General features: G+C 65.5%; 4 protein-coding genes. 2 read left to right on the forward strand and 2 right to left on the reverse strand.

Annotated elements, in window-relative coordinates; all coding sequences use genetic code 11:
- Positions 1-50 precede the first annotated feature (50 nt).
- The gene (locus tag ABWK72_RS02840; RefSeq protein ID WP_367873268.1) at positions 51-7,235 is read right to left on the reverse strand and encodes a Calx-beta domain-containing protein; all 7,185 of its coding nucleotides are present in this window, start codon (positions 7,233-7,235) and stop codon (positions 51-53) included.
- Positions 7,236-7,425: 190 nt separating this feature from the next.
- Between ABWK72_RS02840 and ABWK72_RS02845 the strand changes: the two genes are divergently transcribed.
- Positions 7,426-9,408 (forward strand): sialate O-acetylesterase, encoded by a 1,983-nt coding sequence (locus tag ABWK72_RS02845; RefSeq protein ID WP_367873269.1) that lies wholly within the window; start codon positions 7,426-7,428, stop codon positions 9,406-9,408.
- A 368-nt stretch (positions 9,409-9,776) separates the two neighbouring features.
- Here ABWK72_RS02845 and ABWK72_RS02850 read toward each other — a convergent pair whose 3' ends face one another.
- Positions 9,777-10,730 carry an alpha/beta hydrolase gene (locus ABWK72_RS02850; protein ID WP_367873270.1) on the reverse strand — a complete coding sequence of 318 codons (954 nt, stop codon included), beginning with the start codon at positions 10,728-10,730 and terminating at the stop codon, positions 9,777-9,779.
- 58 nt (positions 10,731-10,788) lie between these two features.
- On the opposite strand from ABWK72_RS02850, the gene ABWK72_RS02855 reads away from it, so the two are divergent.
- A complete protein-coding gene (locus ABWK72_RS02855; RefSeq protein ID WP_367873271.1) occupies positions 10,789-12,456 on the forward strand; it encodes a DUF5722 domain-containing protein in 1,668 nt (555 codons plus the stop codon).
- The last annotated feature ends 22 nt before the right edge of the window (positions 12,457-12,478 follow it).

Consider the following 12,478-nt stretch of genomic DNA (forward strand, 5'->3'; position numbering starts at 1 on the left):
CTCCATACCGGAGTAAAGTGAAGCAGCCCGAGGATCCCCACAAATTGGACTCAGGGCGCGACCGTGACCGAGCTGAAGCTCGACGTGTTCAGCACCGCTTCACTGCCGCTCGCCACCGCCAGACCCGCGTAACAGGTCTCCGGGAAACCGGCGCTGAGGCTGCCGACCGTGATCCAGTTCACGCCGTCCGCACTCTTGAAGGCGGTAATGAGGTTGCCGCTCCGCACCAGCCGCACCCATGCCGCCGGCACCGTTGCGGAGCCGCTCGATGAGGTGGAGGTGTTGCCGTTCATCCCGGTGCGGCGGACCCAGCGGTAGCTGCTATCGCCATCCAGGCCGATGAAGATGTGGCGTGAGTTCGAGGCCAGGGTGTCGCGGATCATCACCCCCACCCTCGCGGTCGGGCCGGTGCTCTCCAGCGTGTTGATCCGGGCGGTGACCGACCCGTCGCCGCTGATGGTCTGCCAGGCGAAATTGAGGCTATCGTTGCGACCGGCCAAGGTCCCCGCCCCCGCGACCGTATAGATGCCGCCTGCATAGGTGGCAGATCCGGATAGCGTCGCGCCGCCGACGGCACCGGCCTCCCAAGGCAGCGGCAAACCGGCGCCCGCGACCACCTCGATCTGCAGGGTCGCCTGCGCGGCTGCGCCTTCCACATCCGTCGCCTGGATGGTGAAGCTGTTGAGTCCCGAACTCCCCGGCGGCGGCGTGCCGGAGAGCGTGCCGTCGCTTGCCACGGCAAGCCACAAGGGACCGCCATGCTTGGTGAAGGTCACGCTGTCACCGAAGTCCGGGTCCGCCGCGTCCGCCGCCAGGGAGCCGCTGTAGGCGAGATCCTCGGTGGCCGCCGCTTTCACCAGCGGATCGCTGGTGAAAGCAGGCGCGTGGTTCGGATCGTTCACCGTGATTGTGACCGGCGAGGAAGTCACCCCGCCGCCGCTGAAGACCGCCTTCGCCGTGATGGCATGAGTCCCCGGCGTCGCACCGTTCCACGTCACCGCATAGGGCGGGGAGGCATCGGACCCGATCAAGGTCGCGCCGCGGTAGAATGCGACCGAGGTGATCGTCTGGGTGCCGCCCGCGACATTCGCGCTGACCGGGACATTCGCGCCCGCCTCGAAGATCGCGCCTGCCAAGGGCGCATCCACCACCGCCGAAGGCAGTGCAGGTGCCGGCCCGAAGTCCGCGGAGGGAGTGAAGGGGAAGAGCGCCGAAGCAGGGATCACAACCCGCGAGATCCCCGGGCCGGACCAAGCGACGGACAAGTGGTCGCCGCCGCTGCCTTCGCGCTGCTGGGCCTCGATCCAATAGACCTTGCCCGCTTGGAGGGGAATCGGGGCCGACTTCTGAGCGCCCTCTTCGTCCCATGCCTGGAAGCTGGTGTAGTCATCGACCGCAGCGATCTGCACCTTGCTGGCCGAGCTCCCGTTGGTGCCGAGGTAGAGGCGGCACTGGTCGTCGCCGGCGACCCAGAAGGTATAGTCGCCGCTCGTCGGCGGGACCAGCAAGGCAGTCAGACGCCGCGAGTAGTTGTCGCCCGCGCCGCTGGAGGTCGTGGTGAAGGTGGTGAGGCTGCCATTGAAGCTGGCGGTGCCGGTCCAGTTCTCGTTCCAGAATGCGGAGTCCCCTAGCCAGCGCCGCTCCGAGATACGGTTGGCGGGGGCATTGCAGACGACGTTGAAGGTGCCGTCGCCGCTCGATCCGAGATTGTCGGTCGCGCGCATCACCAATTGCACCGCGCCGGGATTCGGCAGCGAGACGCCGGACGACACGCTGACTTGACCGCTGGCATTGATCGAGAAGACCGCCGGGATATTTCCCGCGACGATCGCCCACGAAGCGATGGTCCGCCCCGCAGCCGGGACCGCGGTCATGGTGCCCAGCACCGTGCCGGGCGCGGTCGCCGCCACCGCACTTCCGAAGCCCGGCTCCACGATGGGGGCCGCGGAATCCACCAGCGTGATCGTGTGCACGGAGGGCGTGCCGATCTGAGCGCCGCTGGCCGTGGTCAGCGAGACGGTGAGCACTTCGGGCGTCTCGCTCCCGGCATCGGCAAGCAGGGCCAAGGGCAGCAGCTTCATCTGCTCGCCCGCCGCGAAGCTGAGCGTGCCGGGGGTCAAGGTGTAGTCGTTGCCGGATGCGGCATTCCCGCTTACGCCGTAGTTGACGGTGATCGCCGTCGTTCCTGCCGGGCGGTCGAGCACGGCCATCAGCAGCGGCTCGGCGCCATCGCTTTCGCGGCGGGTGCTGGCGGAGGTAACGAAGCGCACCGTCCGCGGCGCGACATCCGTCGCCGCTCCCGCGATCGGGATCCGCGTGAAGCCGGGACCTTGCCAAGCCACCGAGACATGGTCGCCGCCGCCCCCCTCCTGGTGCTGGACTTCCATGTAGTAGGATTGCCCGGCCACCAGGTTGATCAGCGCCGACTGCTGCGAACCGGCCGTCTCCCAATTCTGGAAATCGGTGTAGGTTGTTAGATTCGCGATCTGGACCTTGTTCGCCGCGCTGGCGGTGGTGCTGAGGTAGAGCCGCGAGGCATCGTCGGAGGCGATCCAGAAGCGGTACTGTCCGGTCACCGGGGCCACGATCTGCCCGGTCAGGCGCCGCGAATAGTCATCGGCCACATCGACCGGCGTGGTGAAGGTCGTCAGCAGCCCGCTGTAGTTGGGAGTGACGCTGCTCCAGGTTTGGTTGTTATAGACCGTGCCGCCGTTCCAACGCTCCTCGGTCACGAGGGCCGGGACCGCGCCGTCGAAGATCAGCACGTGGTGCTTGTTCAGTCCTGCTGTTAGAGAGGCTTGGTTGGCGGCGCGCAGTTCCAGCGTCGCCGTCTCGGCCTGCTCGGAAACCCCGTCGTTCTTCACGCGGATGCGGAGGTTCTGCGTGGTCGTGCCGGGCGGGAAGCTCAGGGTGCCGCCGGGGATGATCGCATTGCCATTGGCGGCATCGACGTAGGACCAATCGACGTCATCGCCGGTCGCGCCGCCGCCACCGCCGGTGTAGTCCACCGTCACCGTATTCGCCGAGGAGGCGGAGAGGACGACGGGAATATCGCGGTACTCGCCATTGGCTCCGGGTTGCTCGCTGGTCGCGGAACTGGAAGTCTGGAAGCCGACGCGGAGGGCGAGGCTTTCGTTGTCCGCGATTTCCAGCGTGGCGGAGGCCGGGCGATCCACACCGTAGCCGGCAGCCGCGACGACGGTCAGGGTGACCTTCTCGGTGCCTTCCGCCAGAGCGTCGTCCACCGGCCTGAAATTCACCACCACGCCGGTCGCCGTGTCGGGAATCAGCACCGGGCCGGTGATGGCGTATTCCGTGCCCTCCGTAGTCTTGCCGAAAAGGCTATAGTCCGCGCCATCCGTGGCCGTGCCGGAGAGGATGTAGCTCACGGTCAGATCGCCGGTGCTGCCGGCCCTGGCAATGTAGAATCTCCCGGTGCCGCCGCCTTCCGAGGCTCCCGAGTTGTAGGCGGAGACGGAGACTCGCTCGCCGCTGTCGTTGTCGCGGATGACGGCTTCGGCGCTGCCGTCGTTGTAGGCCCGGTAGTTGGCGGATGGGGTGATCTTGACCTTGACCGTCTCGGCCGGCTCGGCAACGGCGTCGTTGGTCACCGGGATGGTTACGGTCGCCTCGTTGGTGCCGCTGGCTGCCACCGCGACCGATCCGGAGAGTGTGTTGTAATCGCTGCCCGCGGTGGCGGTGCCGCTCACCGTGTAATTCACGGTCACGTTACCGGTACCGGAGCCGATCGCCCGGAAGATCAGGGTGGCATTCGATCCGCCCTCGGTGCCGGCGTTCCCCGCACGCACGGCGACCAGCGGCGTGTCGGTGCTGTCGGCGATGCCCAGCGTCGCCTGGAAGGATGCTCCCAGGCTGTAGGCATTGTTGAAGGTGATCACGGCCAGGGTGACTTCCTCGACCGGTTCGCCGATGTCGTCATTGTATGGCGTGATCACCACCGGCGCATTGGCCGAGCCGGCCGGGATCGTCAGCTCGCCCGTCAGCGGCGCATAGTCGGTACCGTGGAAAGCGCTGCCCGAGAGCCCATAGTAGACCTTGATCGCCGCAGCCGTGCTACCCGTGCGGCTGATCATGAACATTCCCGAATCCGGCCCGGCCTCCGAGGCGCTCGCGTCCACCGCGGTCACCGTGATCGCCGGGCTGTCGTCATCGCTCAAGGTCACCGTCGCGGTGGTGGCGGAGCTGTCGCGAACATAAGCGGCATTCGAGCTAATGTTAACGGTCGCCGTCTCCGGCGCTTCGAGGGTGGTGTCGTTCGAAGGCGAGACATTCACGAGGGCCGAACCCTGCCCGGCGGGAATCGTCACGGTCGTAGGGAGCGTGGTGTAGTCGCTGCCGTTGGTGGCCGTTCCGGTCCAGGTCACGGTCAGGTTGAGCGCGGCGGTCGTGGGTCCGATCCGCTTGAAGAGGAAGGTGCCGTTGTCGGAGGGGAACTCCATGCCATAGGGATCGCTCGCGACCACCGACACTTGAGGCAGCGCGGTGTCGTTGTCGGCCAGGGTCATCAGAAGCGCGTTCGCCGAATTCGAAAGGAAGGTGCCGGTCGAAACGATCTGCAGGGTGATGGTCTCCGGTCCTTCCGAGGACGAATCATTCGTCGGCGTGACCACCACAACGAGGGACGCCGAACCCGCGGGAATGGTGAAGGTGCGGTAATCGCCGTCCGTCACGTAGTTCGGCGCGAAGTTGTAATCGGTCCCGCGAATCGCGGTGCCACCGGCCGGATTGACCTTCACGATCAAGTCATCGGTGGTCGGGCCGGTGCGGGTCAGCGTGAAGCTGCCGCTCGCACCGCCTTCGACCGGATCGGCGGTCTTGGTCAGGGTGACGAAGGTCTCATTGTCGGCGCTCCAGTGGGCGGTATTGGTACCCACTACCACCGCCAGCGGATTGGTGAAGGTGGGAGTGAAGAGGTAGCCATTGAGCGTCGCGGTGAGCGTGGCAGCACCGGTGGTGATGCCGGACAGGGCATAGTTGCCGGCGGCATCGGTATAGGCGTATTTGGTGCCGTTGCTCACGCGCACGTTGGCGAGCGGCGCGGCGTTCCAAGTGATGTTACCGGTGATCGTTTGGCGGCCATGGCTGCCGACGTTGATGACGACGTGGCGGCGGGTCGTCTTGCCCTTCATGTCGGACACCGTGACCATCGCGGTGATCTGCGCGGTCGTGCTGAAGCTGCGGGTCACCACCGCGGCGTTCGCAGCCGTCTGCCCGTCATCAAATTCCCACTCATAGGCCAGTGCATCGCCATCCGGATCGCTGGCGGTGGCGGTGAAGGTCACGCTGCCGCCGACGGCGATGCTGGTGGCACTCGCACCGAGACTCACGACCGGTGCCTGGTTCCCCGCGAAAGGGCCGCGGAAGTAAGCGAGATCCAGCGAAGGCGGCGAGGTCTCGCCCTTCGAGATGACGGTGAAGTGCATGTCGGCCTCGGGATCGGAGAAGGTCCTGCCGAGGCGGATCCCGCCATCGTTCTTGCCACCGGCGCTGCCCGGGGTGGTGTCGAGCAGGTGGCCGGCATTGCTGCCCATGCCGCCGTAGATCACCAGCGCTTGGTCCGCGACCTTGGCGGGATGGTATTCGAGATTGTAGCTGCGGATGCTGTCCTTCGCCACCGTCAGCGCATAGCGCTTGCCCTCCTCCAGGCGCGGCTGGTCATAGGCATAGAGGCGGTAGACGCCATTGGTCTTCGGCTGGTGAATGTAGCTGTCCGGCAGCCAGCCGAGCTCCCGCTTGCTGACGGTATTGTAGTGCGCGCCGAAGCCGCCGCTGCCACCCATCACGTCGAAGGAGTTGCCATACTCCTGGTTCTTGCCGTTGCCGTAGGCGGTGCCGTCGTCGGTCTCCCAGAAGTTCGCGTGGCTGCGGCCGAGCGAGTGGCCGCACTCGTGATTGATCACATCCATGCCGCCCCAGCCGAGCCAGACGCTGTCGCCGCCGCCCCACGAGGAGCCGCTGCGCAGGCCGCCATTCACGCGGACGATGATGCAGTTGTACTGGGTCGAGTCGTAGCCAAGCTTCCGCGCCGCGGTCCGCGCCTGAGTCTGCATGGTTCCCAGTCCATCGACCTCGGAGTCCTTGGCGATGTACCAGGCGAGGGTCTGCGGCAGCACGATCAGCGGCGTGACCGTGGCGGTGGTGGTCATCTTGCCATACGAGTTTTCCAGGAAGAAGCGGGTGGTATTCCGCATGTCCCCGATCGCCTCGTCCTCGGTATTCGGCGGGGCCATCTGGTCGGGATAGGTGGCGCGGATATAGAGGCAGCGGAAATTCCCGATCGCCCGCGACGAGGTGCCGGGGAAATTGTCCATGAAGAAGGACGGCCCGCCCGGCCCGCTGGCCTGGATCAAAGTACGATACTTCTCGTCGAGCACGGTGACGTGCGCGCCATCGCAGAGGGTGATGATGCGCTCGCCGACTTCCACGGTCGGGGTTTCCTCAGTGACCGGCTCGCCGGATGCGACTTCCTCGGTGGTCTCGCCGGAAACCGGGCAGACATTCTCGACCTTGGTGCCCGCCGGAATCCTTTCGCGGTCCTCCAAGCGTCGCAGCGGGCTCGCGGCCACGGCGAACTCGCGGTCCACCGCTACCCCACGCAGCGGGATCTGCTTGCGCGACATGAGGTCAGCGATCTCGGGGACGGGCCGCGCCTTGTAACTGACGCCGCCGGCCTCGAAATAGCGCAAGGTCAGACCTTCCTTCGGGACCTCCTGATCCGGTCCCGGCTTGCCGAGGTAGACATTATAATCGCCGGTGGCGGAGACCGGGGTCTCAAGTGAATCGACGATCGCCGCAGGCAGGTCCTGACGGATCACGCGCGGCACGGCCTGCTCGAGGGCGAGGCGCGGATTGGTGGCGATCAGTGCCTTGAATTCCGGCCTGCGCTCGACGGCCAGCTTGCGACCTTCCGCTTGCAACTCCTTCTGATATTCCGGCGGGGCATCCTTCCAGCGCTCGACCCAGCCATTGAAGGCCTCGATCTTCGCGAAGTCCGGTTCGGCAATCTCCTCCATCGCCCACTCGCCGAATCCGGCGGGCTTTTCGTCAGGCGGCATGGTCTCCTCGCGGGCACGCTCGGCGACTTTGGCCGGGTCGTGGCCGATGGCTTGCCCCTTTTGCAAAGCAGGGTCCGGCGGTCCGTCAGGCCACGACCATACGGCGGCTAGGGCGATCACCACGGAGGCGATCGCAAGGGTGCGTTGCGGGGACAGCATGGGGTTTTTAAAAAACAGCCCAGGGAGAAGCCGACATTTAGGAGCATTTACGGCTGTAAAAACTGACAGGGCGGTCAGCCTTTGTAGAACTTCATTATCATTCGCTCAGAAAACCTCAAGCATTTGAATAGGAGTTAGAGTGACGATTCAACGCTGGTAGAATCCGTGCCCACCGCTCCTAATGGGGCCCATGATTCGTCCGCTGATTCTCGCCCTGGCAGCCCTCGTGGTCCCGGCATTCGCCGAAGTCCGCTTGCCCAAGGTTTTCACCGACGGCGCGGTGCTGCAGCGCGATCGCCCTGTGCCGGTGTGGGGCCGCGCGACCCCGGGCAAGAAAGTCACCGTCAAGTTCGCCGGGCAGGAGAAGACCGCCGAGGTGAAGCCGGACAGCACCTGGTCCGTCCAGCTCGATCCCCTGCCTGCCAGTGCCGAGCCTCGCTCGCTGGCGGTCGCCGAGGAGGGAGGAAATCAACTCGAGTTCAAGGACGTGCTGGTCGGCGAGGTCTGGTTGGCGAGCGGCCAATCGAACATGGAATGGACCGTCGGCGGCGCGCGCCAGGAAGATCAGGATCTCGCGAATTCCGGACCGATTCCCCTGCTCCGCCTGTTGAACGTGCCGAAGAAAGTCTCGGCCTACCGGCTCGATGACTTCGAGGGCGCTTGGCAGCCCTGCACGCCCGACACCGCGCGCGGCTTCTCCGCCGTGGCTTATTTCTTCGGTCGCCGCCTGACCGAAGAGCTCGGGATTCCGGTCGGGCTGATTCACAGCTCGTGGGGCGGCTCGCGGATCGAACCCTGGTTCGCGGACGAAGGCTTCGAGGGGATCGAGGACCTGCAGGACATGCGCGAATTCCGCCGGGCCCGCACCCCCGGCAGCCCGAAGTATGACGAGGCGATGCGCCGCCATCTCGCCGCCACCCGCACCTGGGTGGACTCCGCGGAGCGCGCGATGAACGAGAAGAAGCCGGTCCCCGCCCAGCCCCCTTCCCCGCCGGTCCTGCCGGTCGGCTCGAACCAGGCGCTCGGCACTTATCAGGCGATGATCCATCCGCTGGTGCCCTACGCGCTGCGCGGCTTCCTGTGGTATCAGGGCGAGTCGAACGTCGGCGAGGAGCTGCTCTACACGCTCAAGATGGAAGCTCTGATCAAGGGCTGGCGGAAGCAATTCAACGCGCCGGACGCGCCCTTCTACTTCGTCCAGCTCGCGCCCTATAACTACGGCGACAACCGCCAGGGCGCGCTGCAAGGCCTCTGGATCGCCCAGCAGGAAGCCCTCAAGATTCCGAACACCGGGATGGCCGTGACCATGGACATCGGCAATCCCGCCGACATCCATCCGCGCAACAAGTCCGAGGTCGGCCGCCGCCTCTCGCTGTGGGCGCTGGCGGATACTTATGGCAAGGCTGACATCGTGAAGTCGGGCCCGCTTTTCGAAAGCTACGAGGTGGCGGGCGATGCGATCAAGGTGCGCTTCAAGAGCACGCCGACCGGTCTCGCAACCCGCGACCAGCAGGCACCGGCGCTTTTCGAAGTCGCGGGGCCGGACTGGAATTTCAAGCCCGCGACCGCGGAGATCTCCGGCAATGATCCAGTGATCCTATTGAAGAGCGCCGAGGTGCCGCAGCCGACGATGGCGCGCTTCGCCTGGTCTCAGACCGCGCAGCCGAACCTGATGAACCATGAGGGCCTGCCCGCCGCCGCCTTCCACACCCACTGGCCGGACGAGCCGGGCATGGGCCGCAATGTCGCCCGCCAGCGCCCCTTCACCTCGAGCGATCCGAATCCCTCGGGCTGGAACGCCGGTCTAACCGATGGCAACTGGTGGGGCGGCGCCGGCAACTGCTTCGCCACCGGCCCGGCACCACAATTCCCGAAGTACGTCACCATCGACCTCGGCCGTCCGCGCGAGGTGCAGGCGGTGCGCTTCGGCGTCCCCGGTTTCGGCTCGACCAAGTCCGTGGTGATCTCCGTGAGCGAGGACGGCAAGGACTTCCAGGAAGTCGGCAAGGAGGAGTTCGCCGGAAAGACCGAAGCGCGCAAGGAACTGCGCTTCGACAAGCGGCCCGCGAGATTCGTCCGCGCGACTTTTCCGGACCATCACGAGCGCCAGGATAACTACAGCGAGAACCACTCCTTCCTGAGCGAGTTGGAGGTGTATGGGCCGGTGAAGTGAGGAGTGCGTTAAAAGCATTGTCCCCAACAGCCCGCCACCAAGGGTAAGTAGTCCCGCCTTCAGGCGGACGAAGCACCGGAAAAGCATCACTCACCGCCAAGTCCCCGGAACGAAAGTCGCGCAGCGACCGTGGATTGCGCGCAGCCCGCTGCCGCTGTCGGCAGGCAGCCTGCTGCCGTGAAGCACCGGAGAGTTCCGTATCCCACGCTCCGTCCGCGGCTCGCCACACCCGGTGCTTCGCCTTTGCAGCGCCCCTTGCAGCAGGCTGCATCGGGACAGCGGCAGCAGGCTGCACGCACTCCACGGCGGCGGAGCCGCGGAAGGCAGATCCTTACAGGCATTGGCCCTCCCGCAACTGATCCGCGGGATCATTTCGAATTCTTCAGCAGGAACTCGATCGCCTGATCGCCCGTTTCCTCCGGCAGGTCCCACATCACGCCGCCATGGCCGACGCCGGGCAGCAGGATCCGCTCGCCCTGCCCGGGCGCGCACTGGTCTAACAGCAGCTGCGACTGCCAGGGCGGGATCGTCGAATCCTTGTCACCGTGGATGAAGAGCATCTTGCAGTCGGTCCGCTTCACGAAATCCACCGGCCGGATCGACTTGGGATCAAAGCCCGCCGCGCTCGTCACCTTCGCCCGCACCACCGGCACCATCGGCGTGAGCATGCCGCTGTAACGGGTCCGGGCCTGATGATACATCACGCCGCCGAGATCGGACATCGGCGCAAGCAGCACCGCGGCCTCGGCCTTCGGCACTTGCGGCAGGGTCTGCAGCGCCACCGCCGTGCCCATCGAATAGGCCCAGATCACCTCGGGGCCCTTCACCTTCTGCGGCATCGCACGGGCGGTTTCCATCACCCGCAGCGCATCGTCCACCTCACGGGTCCCGAAGGTCGCGCGGGTTCCCTCGCTCTTGCCGTGGCCGCGGCTGTCCCAGGCCACGCAGCGGTAGCCCGCGGCGGAGAGCTTCTTGGCCACCGGCAGCATCTGGTCCTTGCTGTTGCCGAAGCCGTGGAGCAGCCAGGCGGTGCCGCGCTTCTTGACACCCGGCGTGGGGTCCAAGGTGTAGGCGGAAAGCTTGATGCCATCCTTCGCCACCACCTCGAAGCGCTGCGGCTTGAGCTTCGTCTCCTGCTCCCAATGCGCGAGGTCGTCCGCCCGGCGCGGCACGGTCATGATATCCGCGGCGCGCTTGAGTACACAGGAACTGCATGACCAGCCGAGTCCCAGCATCAGCACCTTTCGCATCCATCCGCGTTCCAGCATGGCGCCACTCAGCGTTCCCGCGCCGTCCGGTTCAAGCGCGGAAAAATCCGCCATAGCGGCGGCATTCTTGTCATGCGTGATGGATCGGCCGAAAAGAAACGTTACTTGTCGCATGCCGATTCACGCTCCACGCCGCCGGGCGGCGTTCCTTGCCACCGCTTTCGCCCTGCTCTGCCAGGCATCCGCCGCACCTCTCGAAGCGGACATGGACGCCTATCTGGGCCGCGATTTTCCCGCAAAAATCCGCGAGGTCTCCGTCCGCGAAACCTCGATCCACATCGAGGGCAATGTCGGCAAGGAGAGCGGCAAATGGAGCCTCGCCGAGATCCCGATCGAGACCACCGCCGGCACGCTTCCGAAACCCGCGGACACGACGATCCTGCAACCCGCTGCCGATGGCAGCTTCGCGCTCGACCTGCCGCGCCGCAAGCCGCGCGCCGACAAGGACTACGACCGCCTGCTCTCGCGCTGGCAGATCCTCCGCAAGACCGGGGAAGCGGAAGAGGTCGTCTCCGCAGCCCATTATCCGGATGAGGTCGCCTGCCGCTCGCCCCAACTCCCTGCCGGGAAGCTGCGGAGCAAGAAGGGCCTCGGCGGTTGGGGTGTCGGTCACCTGCCCGACGAGCTCAAGGATCTCGGCATCTCCTCGGTGACGGTGAACGTGATGATTCATTCGCTGGTCTCCCTGACCCCCGGCGATGGCACCACCCCCTTCCAATGGCAGGGCCGCACCTACCACGCGCAGGAGAAGGCGCTCGCCGGATTGGACGCCACATTTCTCGAAGCACAGAAGCACGGCGTGGTAGTCTCGGCCATCCTGCTGGTCGCAAATCCCGCGAAGGATAGCAACCCGGTGGTAAAAGTGTTAGGCCACCCCGATGCCACCAAGGACGGCATCTTCGCGATGCCGAACTTCACCTCGGAAGAAGGTGTCTCGCTCTACGGGGCGATCCTCAATCTCATGGCGGAGCGCTGGTCGCGACCCGCTGGCAAATACGGCCGGGTCCACCACTGGATCATGCACAACGAAGTGGATGCCGGCTGGGTCTGGACGAATGCCGGCGAGAAGCCGGACATCGTTTTCATGGACCTCTACCAGCGTTCGATGCGGATGATGGACCTGATCGCCCGCCAGTATGATCCGAACAGCCGCGCCTTCATCACCCTCACCCACCACTGGGCGAACCGCGGCGAGCCGCACTGGTATGGCTCGAAGCGGCTGTTAGAGCTGCTCCAGCGCTTTTGCCGGACGGAAGGCGACTTCCCCTGGGCCCTCGCCTACCACCCCTACCCGCAGGACCTCTTCAACCCGCGCATCTGGGAAGACAGCCAGGCGACCTTCACCTTCAACACCGAGAAGATCACGCCGAAGAACCTCGAAGTGCTGGACGCCTACATGAAGCAGCCGGCCCTGCAATACCGCGGCAAGCTCCGCCCGGTCCATCTCACCGAAAACGGCTTCAACTCGAAGGACTATTCCGAGAAGCAACTCGCCGACCAAGCCGCCGGCATGGCCCTCGCGTGGAAGAAGGTGTCGGCGCTATCCTCTATCCAAACTTGGGACTACCACAACTGGATCGACAATCGCCACGAAGGCGGCCTGAAGATCGGTCTGCGCAAGTTCCCCGACGAAACCGGCGATCCCCTCGGCAAGAAGCCGATCTGGCACCTCTACCAAGCGTTCGGGACGAAGGACGAGGACCAGGTAGCGAAGCCTTACCTGGATGTGATCGGCATCAAGAGCTGGGACGATGCGATCCACAAGGAGCCGATCCGCTAACCCCGCCTAGGACTGAGAGCCA

The sequence above is a fragment of the Luteolibacter sp. Populi genome (genome assembly GCF_040801775.1).
Lineage (GTDB): Bacteria > Verrucomicrobiota > Verrucomicrobiia > Verrucomicrobiales > Akkermansiaceae > Haloferula.